General features: G+C 44.6%; 16 protein-coding genes. 11 read left to right on the top strand and 5 right to left on the bottom strand.

Annotated features, from left to right (window positions below):
• Positions 1-273: 273 nt before the first annotated feature.
• Both carB and carA read right to left on the bottom strand, forming a co-directional pair.
• Complete coding sequence (carB, locus tag JMX83_RS11315) at positions 274-3537, bottom strand: carbamoyl-phosphate synthase large subunit (RefSeq protein ID WP_201601808.1); 3264 nt, start codon at positions 3535-3537, stop codon at positions 274-276.
• Positions 3538-3690: 153 nt separating this feature from the next.
• A complete protein-coding gene (gene carA / locus JMX83_RS11310; RefSeq protein WP_201601805.1) occupies positions 3691-4932 on the bottom strand; it encodes a glutamine-hydrolyzing carbamoyl-phosphate synthase small subunit in 1242 nt (413 codons plus the stop codon).
• Between the two features lie 499 nt (positions 4933-5431).
• On the opposite strand from carA, the gene JMX83_RS11305 reads away from it, so the two are divergent.
• The 4 genes from JMX83_RS11305 to ppnP all read left to right on the top strand — a co-directional run bounded on the left by JMX83_RS11305 (position 5432) and on the right by ppnP (position 8285).
• Complete coding sequence (locus tag JMX83_RS11305) at positions 5432-5968, top strand: gamma carbonic anhydrase family protein (RefSeq protein ID WP_201601792.1); 537 nt, start codon at positions 5432-5434, stop codon at positions 5966-5968.
• Between the two features lie 82 nt (positions 5969-6050).
• Entirely contained in the window at positions 6051-6752 is a 702-nt protein-coding gene (locus JMX83_RS11300) for an HAD family hydrolase (RefSeq protein ID WP_201601790.1), read from the top strand.
• Positions 6753-6868: 116 nt separating this feature from the next.
• Positions 6869-7964, top strand: a protein-coding gene (prfB, locus tag JMX83_RS11295) for a peptide chain release factor 2 (protein WP_201601788.1) whose coding sequence is annotated in 2 segments (ribosomal slippage) — positions 6869-6940 and positions 6942-7964 — 1095 coding nt in all. Because the reading frame shifts where the segments join, the coding sequence is not laid out codon by codon here.
• Positions 7965-8000: 36 nt separating this feature from the next.
• The gene (gene ppnP / locus JMX83_RS11290; RefSeq protein WP_201601787.1) at positions 8001-8285 is read left to right on the top strand and encodes a pyrimidine/purine nucleoside phosphorylase; all 285 of its coding nucleotides are present in this window, start codon (positions 8001-8003) and stop codon (positions 8283-8285) included.
• Positions 8286-8377: 92 nt separating this feature from the next.
• Here the strand turns inward: ppnP and JMX83_RS11285 are convergent, their stop codons facing one another.
• Positions 8378-8830, bottom strand: a complete 453-nt coding sequence (locus JMX83_RS11285; protein WP_201601786.1) for a GNAT family N-acetyltransferase — start codon at positions 8828-8830, stop codon at positions 8378-8380.
• Positions 8831-9017: 187 nt separating this feature from the next.
• On the opposite strand from JMX83_RS11285, the gene JMX83_RS11280 reads away from it, so the two are divergent.
• From JMX83_RS11280 to JMX83_RS11250, 7 genes are all read left to right on the top strand, one after another.
• Complete coding sequence (locus JMX83_RS11280) at positions 9018-10136, top strand: DNA topoisomerase IB (protein ID WP_201601785.1); 1119 nt, start codon at positions 9018-9020, stop codon at positions 10134-10136.
• A 254-nt stretch (positions 10137-10390) separates the two neighbouring features.
• Positions 10391-12109 (top strand): AMP-binding protein, encoded by a 1719-nt coding sequence (locus JMX83_RS11275; protein WP_201601784.1) that lies wholly within the window; start codon positions 10391-10393, stop codon positions 12107-12109.
• A 72-nt stretch (positions 12110-12181) separates the two neighbouring features.
• The gene (locus JMX83_RS11270; protein WP_201601783.1) at positions 12182-12973 is read left to right on the top strand and encodes an SDR family NAD(P)-dependent oxidoreductase; all 792 of its coding nucleotides are present in this window, start codon (positions 12182-12184) and stop codon (positions 12971-12973) included.
• A 111-nt stretch (positions 12974-13084) separates the two neighbouring features.
• The gene (locus JMX83_RS11265; RefSeq protein ID WP_201601782.1) at positions 13085-13666 is read left to right on the top strand and encodes a L,D-transpeptidase family protein; all 582 of its coding nucleotides are present in this window, start codon (positions 13085-13087) and stop codon (positions 13664-13666) included.
• 309 nt (positions 13667-13975) lie between these two features.
• Positions 13976-16573 (top strand): ATP-dependent chaperone ClpB, encoded by a 2598-nt coding sequence (clpB, locus tag JMX83_RS11260; protein WP_201601780.1) that lies wholly within the window; start codon positions 13976-13978, stop codon positions 16571-16573.
• A 209-nt stretch (positions 16574-16782) separates the two neighbouring features.
• Positions 16783-18048, top strand: a complete 1266-nt coding sequence (locus JMX83_RS11255) for a PQQ-dependent sugar dehydrogenase (RefSeq protein WP_201601778.1) — start codon at positions 16783-16785, stop codon at positions 18046-18048.
• Between the two features lie 166 nt (positions 18049-18214).
• Positions 18215-19858, top strand: a complete 1644-nt coding sequence (locus JMX83_RS11250; protein WP_201601776.1) for a BCCT family transporter — start codon at positions 18215-18217, stop codon at positions 19856-19858.
• Between the two features lie 121 nt (positions 19859-19979).
• On the opposite strand, the gene JMX83_RS11245 is transcribed toward JMX83_RS11250, so the two are convergent.
• Entirely contained in the window at positions 19980-20318 is a 339-nt protein-coding gene (locus JMX83_RS11245) for a hypothetical protein (protein WP_201601774.1), read from the bottom strand.
• Between the two features lie 219 nt (positions 20319-20537).
• A complete protein-coding gene (locus tag JMX83_RS11240) occupies positions 20538-20897 on the bottom strand; it encodes a DUF3144 domain-containing protein (protein WP_101205642.1) in 360 nt (119 codons plus the stop codon).
• Positions 20898-21052 lie beyond the last annotated feature (155 nt).

Below are 21052 nucleotides of genomic sequence, written 5' to 3'. Positions count from 1 at the left end.
AATGGGTATAAAATATAAAAAGAGTGATAATTAAGACGCCGTAATAAATAAGTCGGCTGTCATTTATGAGTGTATCTCACCTCAATTCAAGAATAGGCGTACTTAAGCTTACGTAATAAAAAGCATAGTCGCAATTTAGCCACTATGCTTTTTAGGTCTATCACGATAAAGGTGTCACTCATCAAAAGTGGCTGGTTGATTATAAAGAAAACAACCAGCTATGCTTGAATGAGTTTTTAAGCAAGCCTAACAGTTATGCTTAATCTACTGAAATTATTTAGCCGCGTCAATAGACTTTGCTTGCTCATGCAAATCTTGTAACTTATAGACATCAAACGGTAAGTCAATGGCATAAGATTTACAGACGGCATCTGCCGCGCCTAATGTTGTGACATAGAACACTTTGCCTTGTAGCGCACTACGGCGAATAGAGAATGAATCCTCTTGTGCTTGCTTGCCTTCAGTCGTATTGATGATAAGGTCAATTTTGCCGTTTTTCAAGGCGTCAACGATATGCGGGCGACCTTCAGTGACCTTGTTGATTTGCTGACTTTCGATACCAGCGTCGCTCAGTACTTTTTGCGTGCCAGTCGTTGAGACAATTTTGAAGCCAAAGTCTACCAGTTGACGGGCGATCGGAGCGATTTGCGCTTTGTCACTATCACGTACTGAGATAAAGACAGTCTTAGTCTCGCCTTCAGTAGGCAAGCCTGGCAGACGCTCGTTACTACCGATGATGGCTTTGTAGAATGCTTCGCCAAAAGTCTTGCCCACACCCATGACTTCGCCCGTTGATTTCATCTCAGGACTCAAGATTGGGTCAACACCTGGGAATTTAGCAAATGGGAATACTGCTTCTTTGACCGCATAAAATGCTGGAACAATCTCAGTAGTGAAACCTTGGTCTTTAAGCGAGGTGCCAGCCATACAGCGAGCCGCAACCTGCGCCAATGAAGTACCGATACACTTAGAGACAAAGGGTACGGTACGGGCAGCACGTGGATTCACTTCTAAGATGTAGACCGTTTCGCCTTTGACCGCGAACTGTACGTTCATCAGACCGACAACACCAAGCTCTTTTGCCATGGCAACCGTTTGCGCGCGCATCACGTCACATAGCTCTTTAGACAGTGAGTATGGCGGCAATGAACATGCTGAGTCACCTGAGTGGACACCGGCCTGTTCGATATGCTGCATGATACCGCCGATGACGACATCAGTACCATCACATACACAGTCCACATCGACTTCGATGGCGTCATCTAAGAAGCGATCGAGTAGGACAGGCGCTTCGTTTGAGGCTTGTACTGCAGTACGCAGGTAATGTCTGAGCTCATCTTCGTTGTAGACGATTTCCATCGCGCGGCCACCAAGGACATATGATGGACGTACAACCAGTGGATAGCCCACGTCTTTAGCTTTAACCAAGCCATCTTCCAAGCTGGTTGCTAAGGCGTTCGATGGCTGTACTAGGTTTAGCTGCTGAATCATGTGCTGAAAGCGCTCACGGTCTTCAGCGCGGTCGATCGCATCAGGGCTAGTACCAATGATTTTTACGCCTGCTGACTCTAACGCGCGGGCAAGTTTCAATGGCGTTTGACCACCGAACTGCACAATCACACCGTCTGGGTTTTCGATACGGACAATCTCTAGCACGTCTTCTAATGTGATTGGCTCAAAGTATAGGCGGTCAGAGGTGTCATAGTCGGTTGAGACCGTTTCAGGATTACAGTTGACCATGATGGTCTCGTAACCATCTTCACGCATGGCAAGCGCTGCATGTACACAGCAGTAATCAAACTCAATGCCTTGACCGATACGGTTCGGCCCGCCACCGATAACCATGATTTTCTTTTTGTCAGTTGGGTTGGCTTCACATTCGCTATCGTAGGTTGAGTACATATAAGCGGTGCTGGTCGCAAACTCTGCGGCACAGGTATCCACACGTTTATAGACAGGATAAACGTTCAAATCCCAACGCTTTTTGCGTAGTTGCTTTTGTGAGATACCTAGCAATTTAGCCAAACGCAAATCTGACAAACCTTTACGTTTAAAGCTGCGTAGATTTTTCTCGTTTAGTCCACCAAAACCAAGTGATTTCACAGTGGCTTCTGTTTTAACGATATCTTCAATTTGTACCAAGAACCATGGGTCAATCTTGGTAAAGTTAAACACCTCATCGACGCTCATACCAACGCGGAACGCATCAGCGATATAGTAGATGCGATCTGGGGTTGGAATCGTTAAGCGATTGATAATTTCGCTACGAGCCTTCTCAGCACTGACTTTTGATAAATCAACTTGCTCATCAAAGCCATCCGCGCCTGTTTCCATCCCGCGCAATGCTTTTTGCATCGACTCTTGGAAATTACGACCAATCGCCATCACTTCACCGACCGATTTCATCTGAGTCGATAGGATGTTATCCGCTTGTGGGAATTTTTCAAAGTTAAAACGAGGTATCTTGGTCACGACATAATCAAGTGCAGGCTCAAAGCTCGCTGGCGTCTTGCCACCTGTAATGTCGTTTTGCAATTCATCTAGCGTATAACCAATGGCCAGTTTTGCCGCGATTTTGGCAATCGGGAAACCAGTCGCTTTTGACGCTAGGGCAGAAGAGCGCGATACACGTGGGTTCATCTCGATGACGACCATGCGGCCCGTATCAGGGTTGATACCGAACTGGACGTTTGAGCCGCCCGTTTCTACACCGATCTCACGCAGTACCGCGAGTGATGCGTTACGCATGATTTGGTATTCTTTGTCGGTCAAGGTCTGTGCTGGAGCAACGGTGATTGAGTCGCCTGTATGTACGCCCATTGGGTCAAAGTTTTCGATGGCACAGATGATGATGCAGTTGTCGTTTTTGTCACGGACCACTTCCATCTCGTACTCTTTCCAACCGATAAGTGACTCATCGATGAGTAGCTGATGGTTTGGTGATAAGTCAAAACCACGCTCGCAAATCTCGATGAACTCATCGCGGTTATACGCGATACCGCCGCCTGAACCGCCCATGGTGAATGAGGGACGAATGATACAGGGATAGCCCATCTTTTCTTGGGTAGCAAAAGCTTCTTCCATCGTTTCAGCTGTTTCAGCGCGCGGGCACTCAAGGCCGATACGTTTCATCGCTTTGTCAAATAAATCGCGATCTTCTGCCATCTCAATTGAGTCTTTGGTCGCGCCAATTAGCTCGCAGTTGTACTTAGTCAGTACGCCATGCTTATCTAAGTCTAATGCACAGTTTAGCGCGGTCTGTCCGCCCATGGTTGGCAAGATCGCATCAGGACGCTCTTTGGCAATGATTTGCTCAACTGTCTGCCAAGTGATCGGCTCGATATAGGTCGCATCAGCCATGACAGGGTCGGTCATGATGGTCGCTGGGTTTGAGTTGACCAAGATGACACGGTAGCCTTCTTCTTTTAGTGCTTTACACGCCTGTGCGCCTGAATAGTCAAACTCACACGCTTGGCCGATGACGATGGGGCCGGCGCCAATGATAAGAATGCTTTTTATGTCGGTACGTTTTGGCATAGTTAGAGCTACCTTCGTTTGGGTGATAATTTGAGTAATCTTTATTTTTGATAACGCTCATGGCGTTTTATACTTACCGTGCTTTATTTAATGCCGCCTGAACCGCTGTGGACGATTCAAGCGTTTGCTTATTATTTACTTATGATCAATCATTTAAGCTTGGGCAGTTTTAGACTGCTCCATCATTTCCGCAAACTTATCAAACAATGGCGCGCAGTCATGGGGACCAGGGCTGGCTTCTGGGTGACCTTGGAAGCTAAAGACAGGCTTATTGGTCAGCTCGATACCTTGGTTGGTACCATCGAATAATGAGCGATGAGTAGATTTGACGTTGTCAGGTAGCGTGTCTTCATCAACCGCAAAACCATGGTTTTGACTGGTAATCATCACTGTGCCAGTCGCTAGATCTTGTACCGGATGGTTAGCGCCATGATGGCCAGTTTTCATTTTGATCGTATTAGCACCGCTAGCAAGACCAATCAGCTGATGACCTAAGCAAATACCAAAGGTTGGTACATCTGTTTCTTCAATAATGTGACGCACGGCATCGATGGCATAATCACAAGCTGCTGGATCGCCAGGGCCGTTTGATAAGAAAATACCATCTGGATTCATCGCGAGCACATCAGCAATAGGCGTTTGTGCTGGTACAACCGTCACATGACAGCCGCGGTCGACGAGCATGCGTAGGATATTGGTTTTGCTACCGAAGTCATAAGCGACGACATTGAATTTGGCATCGATATGAGTGCCGAGTTGCTTAAAGAAGCCGCCAGTACCACTGTCATGGCTACCTGCCACGTCACGGTTGAGTAGGGTGTCTGACAGATCCCATGTGCCTGCTGTCCATTCAAAGCTTTCTGTCGTGCAGCATTCTTTTGCCAAGTCCATGCCCTTTAGACCTGCAAAGCCTTTTGCTAGCTCAATCGCTTTTTGCTCATCTTCAACGCTGATCGTCTCGCCATCTGATGCGGTCATGATACAGCCGTTCTGAGCCCCTTTATCACGTAATAGGCGGGTCAATTGACGCGTGTCAATTTCAGCGATAGCGACGGTATTGTTACGTTGTAAGTAGTCGCTAAGTGATTCAGAGTTACGAAAGTTAGAGGTTGCCATGGTGGCGTCACGGATGATGAGACCGTCTGCCCATACTTTGTGACCGTTACCAGACTCGGTATCCTCGGCATTGGTGCCTGTATTACCGATATGCGGATAAGTTAGGGTGACCAGCTGTCGCGCATAACTTGGATCGGTTAGAATTTCTTGATACCCTGTCATGGCGGTATTAAATACCACTTCACCAACACGATGACCTAGGCTGCCGATACTGACACCGCGAAAAATTGTACCGTCTGCTAGTGCCAAAATTGCTTGTGTTTCTACCGATGAATTCAAGGATTGCCTCCGCTATTATTGGTGAGTGCCATCATGTTTTGTTGGTCTAAAATTGCTCCGTATCCTTTTATTTACGGCATTTGACTGTTGTCATATAGAGGTAACAAAAGGACGATACACAAAAATTTTCCACAAAAAAGCGAGAAGACATTATTGATGAAAACTACAAAACCCACTAGATAGTGAATAGGTAACTTGCATCATGTCCGCTCGCTTAGGCACAGATTTTGCGTATTATATACAAAATAGTGAGTTATGGCTAGCCGATTTATTGGATTAATAGTCATTATATAGGTAATAGCTGATCCTTTATAAAAAGCTGCAACGTATTAAAAAATAGCCTAAGCAAAAATATGATAGTTTTGATTATCCTGATATTCATCAGCCATTAATAGCGCTAGATTTTCGCATTCGGCTTTGTCACAATGAACAGCGCAACGCTAGACCCAATTTTTATGATCGTTTGTTATAACAATAATGAAGATGACAAGGAATCGTTATGATTTATCAATATTTAGACAAAACCCCTGAGTTTGCCGTACCGTTCAATGGTTGGGTGGCAGACTCAGCGCAAGTGATGGGCGATGTGTATCTAGGTCATCAGGCCAGTGTTTGGTTTGGTGCGGTGATACGCGGTGACAACGATCGTATCCATATCGGTGATTATAGTAATGTACAAGAAAACAGTGTGATTCACACTGATGCAGGTATCAAAGTGACTATCGGTAATTACGTGACTATCGGTCATCTGGCGATGCTACATGGCTGTGAAGTCGGAGACAATAGCTTGATTGGTATTGGTGCTGTGGTGCTTAATAATGTCAAGATTGGTAAAAACTGCCTGATAGGGGCAAAAGCTTTAATTACTGAAGGTCAGGTTATTCCTGATAACTCACTAGTGATGGGCGCACCTGCCAAAGTCGTTAAGACACTGACAGATGAGCAAGCAGCGATGCTAAAAATGTCAGCCATGCACTACGCTGAGCGTTGCCAAAAATTCAAAGCAGGCTTAACAGAAGTAGCGATGCCTGACTAAAGTTAGATAGACTTGCCTCCTACGTTTATATAATCTCATTCAACACTTCATATTTTTTCGCAACCAACGATAAGGTCTCACCATGCAGGCAAATCAAGCACAAACACAACAAAAACAACTGGCATTATTTGATTTAGATCATACCTTACTGGATGTCGATAGCGATTATCTTTGGGGTGAGTATATCGTCAAGCATGACCTTGTTGATGAGGCGCAGTACCGTACGGCCAATCAGAAATTTTATAATGACTATATTGAAGGTACGCTAGACGCAACAGAGTACAATGAATTTGTCGCGCAGTTTTTAAGCAGTCTGCCGCTTGATAGACTTGATGAGCTAAGAGAAGACTATATCAAAAGTGAAATCGAGCCACATATTCGCCCAAAAGCGATGGAAGCGTTGTGCCAGCATGTTGAGAAAGGGCATGACGTGGTGATTATTTCTGCGACCAATGACTTTGTAGTGTCTGCCATTGCCAAGCGTTTTGGCGTCGAATCAGCCAATGTATTGGCAACGCCGCTTGAGATCAAAGATAATCGCTATACAGGCAAGCTGACCGATAAGCCAAACTTTCAAGCGGGCAAGATCTACCATCTAGATAAGTGGCTCAATGAGCAGCAAGCCGCTGGTATCACCTTTGAAAAAACCTATGCCTATTCAGACTCCAAAAACGACATCCCATTGCTAGAATGGGCGGATGTGGCAATCTGTGTGTCACCTGATGAGGCGCTACATGCTCATGCCTTGGCGCATCGCTGGGCAGTAGAGGATTGGTCAATCTAGATTACTTAATCTAGTAATAGTAGGAACAAGAATAATTAGCCAACCATTTATGATCAATCTCATTTAAAATAGCGCCGTATTCGTTATTTATTTTTATTAGAAAAACAGGAATATTTATGGAAATCAATCCGTATCAAGAACAGATTAAAGATTTATCAGAGCGTGGGCAGGATTTGCGGAGGTATCTTTGACTTCGATGGTAAGCAAGAACGCTTAGAAGAAGTCAATTTAGAGTTAGAAAACCCTGAGCTATGGAACGATCCAGAGCGTGCCACCAAGATTAATAAAGAAAAAAGCCATCTTGATGGTGTCATCGATGTGGTGGTCTCGCTTGAAACCACGCTAGAAGACGCGTCTGCCATGCTAGAGTTGGCAGTAGAGGCAGAAGATGAGTCGTTGCTTGCTGATGTGCAGAGCGAGCTAGATAGCGCTGAGCAGCGCGTAGCCGATTTGGAATTCCGCCGTATGTTTAGCGGCGAGATGGACCCAAACAACTGCTACTTGGATATTCAATCAGGTAGTGGCGGTACCGAAGCGCAAGATTGGGCCGAAATGCTACTACGTATGTATACACGCTGGGCAGAAGCTCACGGCTTTAAGGTAGATGTGATTGAAGTGTCTGCTGGCAGTGTCGCGGGTATCAAGTCGGCCACGATCGAGATCAAAGGCGACTACGCGTTTGGTTGGTTGCGTACTGAGATTGGCGTTCATCGTTTGGTACGTAAGTCACCATTTGATAGCAACAATGGTCGCCATACCTCGTTTGCAGCGGTGTTCGTCTCGCCTGAGATTGATGATAATGTTGAGATTGACATCAACCCTGCTGACTTGCGTATCGATACCTATCGTTCATCTGGCGCGGGTGGTCAGCACGTAAACACGACAGATTCTGCGGTACGTATTACCCATGAGCCATCGGGCGTGGTAGTGACTTGTCAGAACGAACGTAGTCAGCATGGCAACAAAGCGACGGCGATGAAGATGCTGCGTGCTAAGCTCTATGAGCTTGAGATGCAAAAACGTATGGAAAAACAACAAGCGGTTGAAGACAATAAGTCCGATGTCGGTTGGGGCAGCCAGATTCGCTCATACGTGCTCGATGATTCTCGTATCAAGGATCTGCGTACTGGTGTTGAAACCTTTAACACAGGCGCGGTACTAGACGGTGATCTCGATCAGTTTATCGAAGCCAGTCTAAAAGCAGGTCTATAAAATAAAATACCAACTAACATGCAATTAAGGAAGATTATGCCAAGCGTAAATAATTATTTTGATGACAAAGTGACCTCCATTGCCTTTCAAACGGCCACTAAGCCTGCCACTGTCGGTGTTATGGAAAGCGGTGAGTATGAATTTGGCACCAGTGAGTTTGAGACTATGAGTGTGGTGAGCGGTGCATTGACGGTTAAATTACCTGAAAGTAGTGAATGGCAAACGTTTAATGCTGGCGAGCAATTCACCGTTGAAGCTAACAAAAAGTTTCAAGTAAAAGTAGACGTCGAAACGGCTTATTTATGCCTGTACGGCAAATAATCACTTTTATATTAAAGTAGTATAAAAACAAAAAAAGCCAAGCATTTGATGCTTGGCTTTTTTTGTGGGTACTCCACTCTCTAGCTCACTCTTTATAAGTCCTTACGGTACTGAACCATGTCTGTCTGAGTCGCAATGGCATCATAGAGTTTACGAGCGGCGACGTTGCTGTCTTGTGTCGTCCAGTAGACGCGGTTGCAGTCTTTGTCCTTAGCAAAGGAGTATACATGTTCAATCAACGTACGTCCCACGCCTTGACCACGGACATTATCCGCGACGTATAAATCTTCTAAGTAACAACATGCGTTAGTATTCCATGTATTGGGATGCAGTACCACATGGGTAATGCCTACCAAAACATCCTCTTTCCACGCCCCAAATCCATAAACAGGGATGTCATCATCAAGCAGATTGCGCCACGTCGTATCCGTCGTGCTTGATGGCAAATGGGTCTCATAAAATGTCAGATAGTTTTGCCATAAGTGCGCCCAAAGATCGTGATCGGCGAGAGTTAGTGGCTTTATTTTCACAGGTGAATGGTTCATCTTTTATAAACTTAAGTCGTGAATAGTGCTGAATTATGCCTCAAAAGCACAGCACTTAGAACCCTTGTCACTATTTTTATCACTGCTTTATTTTACACAGGATTACACTTTGTCCGTGGCAAACAAACAGCAAAAATAAGCGCAGTTGATTATGCTAAAACCATAAAATTATTGGAAGAGTGTTTTTATGGGCAAAACAAACGAGCAGTCGACAACGCAGGATGTACGCCATGATTATGAGCGTCTCGCACGCCGTGCCAATCTGCGTTATGTGAGTGACGACGAACCAGGTTATGAGCGTAGACGTTGGGGCCGCGGCTTTACCTATCGCGATGCAACGGGCAAGACAGTCAAAGACAAAGCATTGCGTCAGCGTTTTGATGCATTGGTGATACCGCCTATGTGGTCGGGGGTGTGGATATGCCAAGATGAAAAAGGCCATCTGCAATCGACAGGACGCGACGAAAAATCTCGTAAGCAGTACTTGTATCATCCTTCGTGGAATAACATCCGTGACCAAGCCAAGTTTGATGCGATGATAGGCTTTGCAGAAGCGCTGCCCAATTTACGCGCGCAGGTCGAGACAGATTTGGAAGCAGAATCATTGTCACGCACCAATGTACTCGCTGCCGTTGTTAAATTGCTAGAGACCACTTTGATTCGTATTGGTAACAGCCGCTATGCCAAGCAAAACAAAAGTTATGGTCTGAGTACGTTACGTAGTAAGCATGTCAGCGAAACGGATAATGGACTTGCGTTTGATTTTGTTGGAAAAAGCGCTAAGGAACATCATATTGAACTGCAAGATGAGCGTTTGATTGACATCGTGCAGGCATGCTCTGAGCTGCCAGGTTATCAAATATTCAAATACTTAGATGACGATGGGCATAAACAAGTTGTCGATAGCAGCGATATTAATGAGTATTTGCGTAAGCATACGTGCGGGATGGACTGCGAAAGCAAATTATATAGTGCTAAAGATTTTCGTACATGGATGGCAAGTGTGCTTGCGGCAAGCTACTTATATGACGAGCTACAAACGACGGCAGGCGCTAGCATACTTGCCAGCGCACCAGAAAGCGCTGAGCGTCAGCAGCTGGTCACAGATATGGTAAAAAGCGTGGCGGCAGAGCTGGGCAATACGCCAACCGTATGCCGCGCGTCGTACATTCACCCCATCATTATTGAGCGTTTTTTGGTAGGGCAATTTTATGATGACTACAAGCAAGCGCGCCGCGGTCGTACTAAAAAATATCAAAGCTGTGAAGAGAAAGCCTTACTAGGTTTTCTCAGTGCTGATCGTTAAGTATCGCTGCTTGAGAAAATACTTCAAAAGTAGCTTAAATGTATGATTATAAATGTTTTTTAAATTTGATGATAAATAATTATAGGTCATGCTTATTTATATAAAATAAAAATGATACGTTATGTATTGAAATAAGTGTAAAAATGCGTTACTAATAGAGCATGTTAAATACGAAGATACTAAACGGTCTATAGGATGTGACCATTTTACAACCATGAATATCATTTTATCTGCTATTGCTAAAGGATTAGCTTATGAACACCGCCTCTCAAACTCCTACCATCAATCATACAGATGCTTCAACGACACTAAAAAACTATACCGATTATTATAATAATTTTGATATGGATACATTGCTGTCAGAAATTTTTGGCAAGAATGTCGATGATCGACTAAATGCTTATATGGCTTGCTGTGGTCGTCATGTACGTGATGGCCGCGCGGATAATGCCGCACTGGTACACGAAGATACGACAGGCAATGTCACGCGCATGAGCTTTGGTGAGCTTGATAAATCAAGCGCGCAAGTTGCTAACCTACTACAGTCGTATGGCGTAAAAGCAGGGGACAAGGTAGCGACGATGCTACCGCGTACGCCTGAGCTGCTGACGGTTGTATTGGCAACATGGCGCATCGGCGCGGTATATCAGCCGTTATTCACCGCTTTTGGCTATGACTCGATCAAATATCGCATGGATAAAGCCGATACCAAAGTTGTCTTTACCAATGTAGAAAATCGCAACAAGTTTGATGATTTGGCCGCACAAACCAAAATGGTATTGGTCGGCAGTACTGAGGACGCTCAGACGTGGGGTGACGATCATTATAGCCAGTCTATGGCAGCACAGGCGCAAACGATGGAACCCGTTACGCTCGATATGGATGCGCCATTTTTGCAAATGTTTACCTCAGGTACAGTCGGTAAATCAAAAGGCGTCAGCGTTCCATTAGCCGCATTACCTGCATTTTACCTCTATATGCGTTATGCCATTGACCTACGCGAAGACGATCAATATTGGAACATGGCCGATCCTGGCTGGGCATATGGCTTGTACTATGCCATTACAGGGCCGCTGCTACTGGGCATCACTACTTATTTTAATGAAGCAGGATTTGACGCGACCAATACCCGTGACTTTATGGTGCGCCACCAGATTACCAATTTAGCGTCTTCACCCACCGCATTTCGTATGATGAAATCCAGCGGCGTATTTGATAATAAAGACGGCAATGAAGATGACCTTGAGACTAATGCCAAACTCGCTTTGCGCTGCGCGAACTCGGCAGGGGAGACACTGAACACCGAAGTCGTTAACTGGGTTGAGACCTATCTGGGCTGTCAGGTAAAAGATCAATACGGTCAAACAGAAACCGGCATGACTTGCTGTGCGCATCATGCGCTAAAACACGAATCTCCAGTAGGCTCGATGGGAATGGCGCTACCAGGTCATACGCTAGTGGTACTAGATGATGATATGAATGTCCTGCCAGATGGAGAGCAGGGTCAGCTAGCAGTCGTCGTCAGTCAGTCACCTGCGTTTTATTTCCGTGGTTATAGCTGGAACGAAAAACAAGCCTTTGTAGATGACTACTATCTGACAGGTGATGTGGTCGAGCGTCATAGTGATGGCAGTTATTGGTTCTCAGGGCGTGATGATGACATTATCATTACGGCAGGTTACCGCGTAGGGCCCACTGATGTCGAAAACACTGTATTAGAGCATGACGCAGTGGCAGAATCTGCGGCGGTAGGCGTGCCAGACGAAGTGCGTGGACATACGATCAAATCTTACGTGGTACTAAAAGAGGGTATCGAAGGTAGCGAGCAAATCGCCAAAGAAATCCAAGAGCTGGTGCGCAAACGTCTATCAACTCATGCCTATCCGCGTGAGGTCGAGTTTGTGACCGAATTACCAAAAACACCAAGTGGCAAGATTCAACGCTTTTTGCTACGTAGTTTATCTGCCGCGTAACTACCCAATAGAGCGTTTATAGATAATTCATAGAAAACAGCTAATAAGAAATGAAGATTTAAAGGAATAAACATGCAAATTAAAGAAAGCAGCTTTTTGGTCACAGGCGGCGCATCAGGTTTGGGCGAGTCAGTAGCTCGTGCGATTGTAGAGCAGGGTGGTAATGTCGTTATCGCTGATCTAAATGAAGCAGCAGGTCAAGCACTGGTCGCTGAGCTGGGTAATAGTGCGCGCTTTGTGCGCTGTGATATCACTAACGGCGATGAAGTACAATCAGCGGTTGAGATGGCAGAGTCAGCTTTCGGTGGCCTACAAGGTTCAATCAACTGTGCTGGTATTGTAGTGGTACAAAAACTGTTAGATCGTGATAACAATCCGGCAGACCTTGAGGCATTTAGCCGCGGGGTCAATGTCAATCTCGTCGGTTCATTTAATGTCGCCCGTTTGGTCGCTGCTAGCATTGCAAAGCGCATAGCTAATGATAGCAATGCAGGCGACCATGTAGAGAAGAATGTAGATCAAGGTATTATTATTAATACAGCCTCTATCGCAGCCTTTGACGGACAAGTAGGTCAAGCCAGCTATTCTTCGTCTAAGGCAGGCGTGGTTGGTCTGACCTTGCCGCTTGCTCGTGAGCTGGCTCGTCATGGTATTCGCGTGATGACTATCGCACCAGGTGTCTTTGCTACGCCGATGATGGAGTCTATTCCAGAAAAAGCCCGCGAGCAGCTAGAAGCAGGCGTGCCATATCCTAAACGTTTGGGCGCACCCAATGAGTTTGCCAAATTGGTGACTCATATCATTGACAATGCCTATCTAAATGGCGAGGTGATCCGCTTAGATGGTGCGATTCGCATGGTGTAACAGCATAGCGATTGATTCATTACTTTTGCACAAAATTTATCTACAGAATCTGACATAGTGTTTTGATACATATGATTAATGACGAAAAATTAATTATGAGGATCAAAGCCTATGTCATTTTTTTATAAAAAATTTCACCCATCTAATGAGCAGCGTACGCCTTGGTTGCCCATTATCATTGTTCTTAGTCTTGCTGCTATTGTCAGCACCAGCGCCATTGCTTATGCCAAAACCACCTCAAAATCCAAAAACCCCATTCCTGCGTCGGCAGTCATTGATCGAGTCTTCGTCGACAAATCAGATCGTGTCTTAAAATTGATGAGCGATGGTAAAATCATTAGGTCGTATCGTATTGCGCTAGGGGGTAGTCCATCGGGACATAAGCAACAAGAAGGCGATCAGCGTACGCCCGTTGGGATTTATACCTTAGATTATAAAAACGAGAACTCTATTGCGCATCGTTCTATCCATATTAGCTATCCTAATGATGAAGACAAGGCACGAGCGAAGTCATTAGGGGTCAATCCGGGCGGCGATATTATGATTCATGGGCAAATGAATGGCTTTGGACATTTGGGCTGGTTGAATCAACGACGCGATTGGACCGATGGTTGTATCGCTGTCACCAATGATGAGATGGATGAAATTATGGCAGCGGTGACACTTGGTACTCCTATTGAAATCGTGGAGTAGCATAGTCGGATTATGATTGGGTCTATGCTCAATAAGTGCATTGCTTATTACCGTATTCAATGGAGAGTTCTCTTTAACTTACATCAATAAAATGGCGTTTCCTACCTACTAACTATATTTAACTGGCATTAATAACCCGTTTAAATATTATTAATAATAAATATCATTGTCTTAAGTAAGGCTTTATTTGGTAATCGTCTTGAAATAGGTGTATATATACCTTATATAAGTGACAGATAACAGTGGGCACTAGACTAAGATAATCCTTAGAAGGCTCACTGAAAATACTAATTATAAAAGGATATAAACATGAGATTTGAGAAGTTTACGCAAAAACTGCAATCCGCCATTCAAGAAGCTCAAAGCCTAGCATTAGGTCGCGACCACACGGGCATTGATCCTGTACATTTGCTTGCAGTGTTGCTACAAGATGAGTCTAATTTATCTATTTGCCAACAAGCAGGCGCTTCTGTCCCAGCGCTAAAAAATGGCGTGGCAAAAGCATTAGATAACCAAGCGACCATTTCGGAGCCTACAGGTGACGTCAACCTAAACCCAAACTCGGTAAAAATATTGAACTTGGCAGATCGTCAGGCACAAAAAGAAGGCGATGATTTTATCGCAACAGAATGGGTGATGTTGGCACTCGCCGAACAAGGCGAAACCAAAAAGATATTTGAAAGTGCTGGAGTGACAGCAAGCAAACTAAAAGCGGTGATTGAGCAGCTGCGCGGTGATGATACGGTAAATAACCAAAACGCCGAAGATCAGCGTGATGCGCTCAACAAGTACACGATTAATCTGACTGAGCAAGCAGAGCTTGGCAAGCTAGATCCAGTCATTGGCCGTGACGAAGAGATCCGCCGTACCATTCAGGTACTGTCGCGCCGTACCAAAAATAACCCTGTACTCATTGGTGAGCCGGGCGTTGGTAAAACCGCCATCGTCGAAGGCTTGGCACAAAAAATCATCAATGGTGATGTACCAGAAGGGCTACGCCGTAAAGAAGTACTGTCGTTAGATTTGGGCGCGCTCATTGCAGGGGCAAAATTCCGCGGTGAGTTTGAAGAGCGCCTCAAAAGTGTATTGAGCGACTTGGCTAAGCAAGAAGGTAATGTCATTTTGTTCATTGATGAGCTGCACACGATGGTGGGTGCGGGCAAATCAGAAGGCGCGATGGACGCAGGTAATATGCTAAAACCTGCACTGGCACGCGGCGAGCTGCATTGTGTTGGAGCCACGACATTGGATGAGTATCGCAAGTATATCGAAAAAGATGCTGCCCTTGAGCGTCGTTTCCAAAAGGTTTTGGTCGATGAGCCAACGGTGGAAGATACTATCGCCATATTACGCGGTCTAAAAGAGCGTTACGAGCTGCATCATGGCGTCGATATTCAAGATAGCGCAATCATTGCTGCTGCGCGCATGAGTCATCGCTATATCACTGATCGTAAGCTCCCAGATAAAGCTATCGACTTGATTGATGAAGCAGCCAGCCGTCTGCGTATGGAAATGGATAGCAAGCCTGAGTCACTAGGTAAGCTCGATAGCCGCCTCATTCAGTTAAAAATGCAGCGTGAAGTACTCAAAAACGAAGAGGATGCTGGCGCGCAAGCCGAGCGTAAAGTGCTCGATGCGCAAATAGAAGAGCTAGAAAAAGAGTACGCTGATCTCAACGAGGTTTGGCAAGCAGAGAAGGCACTGGTCAAAGGCAGTCAACAGCTAAAAGACGAGCTAGATAAGGCCCGTATTGCGTATGACAAAGCCAGCCGCGAAGGCGATTATGAGACCATGAGTAAGCTGCAATACGAAACCATTCCGCAGTTAGAACGACGTATTCATGAGTCTGATTTGGCTGAGCAAAAAGAACAGACAGGTGAAGGTAGCGGTGTCAAATTGCTACGTAATAAAGTCACCGACAATGAAATCGCAGAAGTCGTTGCAGCCGCAACTGGTATACCAGTCAGTAAAATGATGCAAGGCGAGCGTGACAAGATGATTGCAATGGAAGAAAAGCTCCATGAGCGTGTCATCGGTCAAAATGAAGCGGTCGAATCGGTGGCTAATGCGGTACGTCGTAGCCGTGCAGGCTTGTCTGATCCCAATCGTCCTTCAGGCTCGTTTTTATTCTTAGGACCTACTGGTGTTGGTAAAACTGAGCTGACCAAATCACTAGCGAACTTTTTGTTTGACTCTGAAGATGCGATTGTACGTATCGACATGAGTGAGTATATGGAAAAACACAGTGTCAGCCGCCTAGTTGGTGCGCCTCCAGGCTATGTCGGTTATGAAGAAGGCGGTACATTGACGGAAGCAGTACGCCGTAAGCCATATAGTGTCATATTGTTCGATGAAGTAGAAAAGGCGCATCCTGATGTGTTCAACATCTTGCTGCAAGTATTGGATGATGGTCGCTTAACTGACTCGCAAGGTCGGGTGGTAGATTTCAAAAATACCGTCATTATCATGACCAGTAACTTGGGTTCGCACAAGATTCAAGAGATGGTTGGCGAGAGCTATGAGGATATTAAAGCGGAAGTAATGGATTCGGTTGGGCAGCATTTCCGTCCAGAGTTCGTCAACCGTATTGATGAAATTGTGGTCTTCCATCCGCTTGGTATGTCGCAGATGGCAGGTATTGCTGATATTCAATTGAATCGTTTACGTCAGCGTATCCAAGAGCGTGAGATGGATATTGAGCTATCAGCCGATGCGATGAATAAATTGGTTGCCGTGGGTTATGACCCTGTTTATGGCGCTCGTCCTTTGAAGCGTGCCATTCAACAAGAGATCGAAAACCCATTGTCATTGAAGCTATTGGCAGGTGATTTTGTCGCTGGTGATATTATCAAAGTCGATGTAGGTGCCGACGACAAGCTAACTTTTGATAAGCTTAGAATGAGCTAATCACTCTAGCCTTGAGGTCTTTATGACCTAACTGTACGTTTAAAACAAACCCCTTATCTACAATCGTAGGTAAGGGGTTTTTTATTTATAAGACGCGTTTTACGTTACTGTTTTTTTACCATTTAAATATCTCTTAAATATCAAGACTATGCTATAAATAAATGGATGACCAATAAAATAAATACCAATTGGATAGAAAGGACAAAACAATGACAACCCCTATTGAACGTGTAAGTCTACCCTTAACATCGCCGTTGCTCACTGCGGCTTTATTATTCAGCACATCAGCTTGCTCCAACCCTGCAACCGTCAATACCAGCAACAACGTACCAGAACAGAAAGAGAGCCAAACCTCTAAAGCAGATATGCAGACAAGTGATGCTCAAGTTAGCGCAGACAAGCCTGAGTTTACAACCAAAGCGGTCGCAACTTTTGATGAGCCTTGGGCCATGACAGCACTACCCAGTATAGATAGCAAAGCGCCCAAACTACTGGTGACGCAAAAAACAGGGGAGCTGTTCATTGTAGATACGGCGACGGGTAGCAAAACACAAGTAGCAGGCATCCCTAAAGTGGCCTACGGTGGTCAAGGTGGTTTGGGAGATATTATATTAGCACCAGATTTTGCGACTTCGAATGCTGTATATATCAGCTATGCGGAAGCAGGAAAGGGGGGTGATAGTAATAAATTTGGGGCAAAAGTAATCAAAGCGACGCTTGCAGGATTAGGCACAAATGCGCCCACACTACAGGCCATCACGCCTATTTGGGAACAATCTCCAAAAGTCACGGGGCAAGGTCACTACAGCCATCGCTTATTGTTTTCACCTGATGGACAGTATCTATATATCAGCTCAGGAGAACGCCAGAAAAAAGAGCCTGCACAAGATATGAGCATGAATCTAGGTAAGATTATTAGATTGTATGCTGACGGCTCGGTGCCAAAAGACAATCCATTTGTCAATGATAGCAATGACATTGCCTCTCAGTTTTGGACAATGGGTAATCGCAATGTGCTCGGCATAAGATTTGATGAAAGCGGCAGGCTTTGGGTAAACGAGATGGGGCCAAAGGGCGGTGATGAATTTAATCTGATTGAAAAAGGCAAAAACTATGGCTGGCCGATTGTATCAAATGGCCGCAATTATTCAGGTACACCAATCCCAGATCACGACACTCGTCCTGAGTTTGAAATGCCCAAAATCACATGGACGCCCGTTATTTCACCGTCATCACTGAGTCTATATACGGCTGGTAGACACAATGATTTTCCAGCATTACAAGGCGATTTTTTAATCAGTGGTTTATCTTCAAAAGCGCTTATTGTCGTAAGTGTCGATGAAGATGATAGTGCTATTGAACGCTATCGTTATGACATGGGTGAGCGTGTTCGTAGCGTGCTGGCAGTTGATAAACAAGTGTGGGCATTGGAAGATGGTGATGGTGGACGATTACTCAGATTATTGCCTAAATAACATCATGATAAAGCTGCTTTTACATCTGTATTTATGTAGACATTTTAAAAAAACTATCAATCTTATTAGAATAAGTTAAAGGTTTTATCAAGTTTTATTTTGTAATTGATTGATAGTTAAAGCCTATTTTGTTAAGGTAATATTCCTTAAATTTTGAGACTTGCACATGGAAGAAGTAAAAGTAGGCAGATTAGGACCTTTTCCACGGGTGAGTAAACCTGTGTTTATTACATCGTCACTGTTGATCGTTGGATTTATTATTTTCGGTGCGCTTTTCACTGAAACAGCAGGGGCAGTTTTTAGTTTTTTACAGAATTTCATTACCGATAAATTCGGTTGGTTATTTATTATCTTAGTGAATACAGCGCTCGGGCTTTGCATTTACTTAGGAATGAGTCGCTATGGTGATATTCGTTTAGGCAACCAAACGGAGCGACCGCAATACAATCTGTTTTCTTGGATTGGTATGTTGTTCTCTGCTGGTATTGGTATTGGTCTCGTTTATTGGGGTACAGCGGAGCCGTTGTATCACTTTATGGCACCACCAATGGGCGAGGCCGAAACGGTTGAAGCCGCAAAGCAAGCGATGAATATCTCATTTATGCATTGGGGTCTACACGCTTGGGGCATCTATACGATTGTGGCACTGTCGTTAGCGTATTTTCATTTTCGTCGTGGTTTGCCTTTATCGATTCGCTCAACCTTGTATCCTTTACTCGGCAAAAGAATCTATGGTCGCTGGGGGCATACGGTCGATATCTTGGCCGTGTTCGGTACGATGTTTGGTGTGGTTACCTCACTCGGGCTTGGAGTGATGCAGATCAATGCGGGACTTGAGAAACTATTTGGTATGCCGAATAGTCTCACTGTACAGTTCGGTTTGATAGCTTTCATCACAGCGCTTGCAGCCGCTTCCGTTATGATGGGTCTGGATAAAGGTATTAAGCGCCTTAGTGATATCAATATTGGTTTTACAATCGTTTTATTGGTATTCATGGTGGCTTTAGGGCCGACACTCTTTATCTTCGATAGCTTTATCGAAAATATCGGTAACTATCTGACCGTAATCGTACCTTTGGGTACGTGGGGCGAGTCTTATAGTGGAACAGACTGGCAAAGTGCTTGGACGATATTTTATTGGGCATGGTGGGTGAGCTGGGCACCATTCGTTGGTATCTTTATTGCCCGTATCTCTCGTGGTCGTACTATCCGTGAGTTTACGTTTGGGGTGCTATTAATCCCTATGCTTATTTTGTTTTTCTGGTTCACAACTTTTGGCGGCGTGGCTATTCACATGGAGCTTGCCTCTGCTGTGACAGGTATTAGCCCAGGATTGGTTGAAGCAGTACAAGCAGATACGGGTAGCGCAATCTTTAAGCTGGTTGAGTACTACCCACTAGCTAAACCGATTACGCTAATGATTGTTGTCATGATTATGCTTTGGTTTGTGACTTCATCAGATTCGGCCAGTTTTGTGATTGACATGCTGACCGCTGGTGGCGATACCAATCCACCAAAGATTCAGCGTTTGTTTTGGGCAACCACAGAAGGCATTATCGCTGCTATATTGTTAGCGGCTGGTGGATTGTCTGCTTTGCAGGCAGCTGCCATCGTAGCAGGATTGCCATTTGCTTTAGTGGTTTTCGTCATAATGTATGCGTTGTTGCGAGGTCTTAGCCGTGACCGTTTGATTCTATATCGAGCGCAGCAAAGCTTTATTACAGATGAATCAGCAGATCATAACTCTGCAGATGAGTTTGTTGATGAGCATTTACTCAAAGGCCCACCCAAGATTGTTAAGGGTGATTAAGCAGTAAAATCGTTATTTTAACCGTTGTTCTAATCGTTAATAGAAGCCCCAATTTATTTTTAAATTGGGGCTTTTTTGTGACTACTCAAATATCTTTTTTGGAATGAAGTATTTTTATGAATTAACTACATTCGCCTTTTGTATAACCGATGGCTTCAGGAATATTACAAGCTGAGCAGGCATTACCAGCAGTACGGTAACTTATCACTGAGCCAACTTTCGTTTTCACACAGACAGGGTCATATTGCATGGTACACATGGTGCTCTCAGAGTGAGAGGTTGGACATTGGGTCAGCGTATTTTCAAGCATTTGGCTATTATTCGTGCTTGATTGAGTAGGCACAGTAGTCGGCGTAGTTGTATTCAGTGTAGAGCTACAAGCTGTCAATACTATTGCTAAAGATAATATAAGTGATGATGGTTTCAGTACCGAGAGTCGTTTGGATAAGCTGTTTTGCATGATTACATTTCCTTATTAATGGCGTTCGATAGCGTCCTGCTATCGCTCGTGAGCGTTATTGTGATATTGGTAAAGCGCTTAAAACATTATAATATTTAATCGATGGCTGTCTACTCAATCATTTTGCACAAAAAACCCAAGCTTAATTTAGCTTGGGTTTTTTGTGTACTTTATTTGCTACTCTCTTAATAAAAGAGCATCTAAACGGACAAGATTTACTTATTCAGCTGGTTTGTCGTCTTGGTTTAGCTGCACGTATTTATCAAAGTTCTGTGCATAATCTGTCAAGTTGTCGCTTAACATCTGGCGATACTGTTTGACATAAAACTCGACGATATCATCTTTTTCTTTAGCAAAATCATCGCCTTTCACAAATCCAATCGAGGCAACGGACGCGCTATAGCGTGCGGCAGCATACAACAAAGAAGCACCTACCTGTCCTGAATGGGCATCAGGGCCTAGCTGACTATTGGCGACACCGATGATGGCATCAGCACGTTGGTAAAATGCCTGCATTTCAGGGGTGATTTCAATGCTTGCATCCACATTGTTGTCTTGAGTGTTGCTGTCTTGAGACATAAGCTGCTCCTAATAATAAGTGTCGATAATTTGGTGGTGTATCAAAAAGTATGCTGGGGTAATAAAGGAAGGGTGACAGTCAAAGCAAGATGATATATTTGAGGTTATGAAGACACAAATACAGATCAATTGCCCCGACTGTCACAGTCTTAGTC

This window comes from Psychrobacter piscatorii (assembly GCF_904846415.1).
Classification (GTDB): Bacteria; Pseudomonadota; Gammaproteobacteria; order Pseudomonadales; family Moraxellaceae; genus Psychrobacter; species Psychrobacter piscatorii.
Note: the sequence above shows the minus strand (reverse complement) of the source record. Positions and strands in the feature narration are given on the sequence as shown.